General features: G+C 69.9%; 1 protein-coding gene and 1 pseudogene. Both read left to right on the top strand.

The genetic code is table 11. The annotated features are described in order from the left end of the window. Nucleotides 1–182, top strand: a pseudogene (locus RA19_RS26375) (RidA family protein); the annotation flags it as partial. Nucleotides 183–208: 26 nt separating this feature from the next. After that, nucleotides 209–541 (top strand): aminotransferase class I/II-fold pyridoxal phosphate-dependent enzyme (locus RA19_RS26825; RefSeq protein WP_241479150.1); only part of this gene is annotated, 333 nt, incomplete at its 3' end.

Below are 541 nucleotides of genomic sequence, written 5' to 3'. Positions count from 1 at the left end.
GTTCGATGGAGCATCTGGTGAAGGTGGTCGTTTACATCACTGACGTGCGCCACCGCGAGGCAGTCTACCGCACCATGGGCGAATATATCAAAGGCGTGCATCCGGTCTCGACCGGTCTGGTGGTGCAGGCGCTGGCGCGGCCAGAGTGGCTGGGGGGGATCGACGGGCCCCCGGGTATTCCGGGCTGGAAAACCGGTTGCGCCTGGGGGTGGGGGGGGGGACGAGGGGGGGGCCCGCCGCGGCACCCGGCCCGGGGCCGCCGCCCCCCGGGCCCGGTTCCCGGCTGCAGCCCGCTGATACCGCAGACCCCACCCCCCCGCGCAGCCGTCCCACCCTCCCCCCCCCCCCGCACACCCCCCCCGGCCCCATTCTGCCCGCCGATGACCTGCGCGCAATCGGCGAGCTGGCCATCAAGCACGACCTCTGGATCATCTCTGATGAAGTCTATGAGCACCTGGTGTTCGAAGGCGCCGAGTTTGTCTCGCCGCTCTCCGATCCGGCTCTGGCCGACCGGGTGATCGCAGTCTCCTCGATCTCCAAA

The sequence above is a fragment of the Leisingera sp. ANG-M1 genome (genome assembly GCF_000813745.1).
Lineage (GTDB): Bacteria > Pseudomonadota > Alphaproteobacteria > Rhodobacterales > Rhodobacteraceae > Leisingera.
Note: the sequence above shows the minus strand (reverse complement) of the source record. Positions and strands in the feature narration are given on the sequence as shown.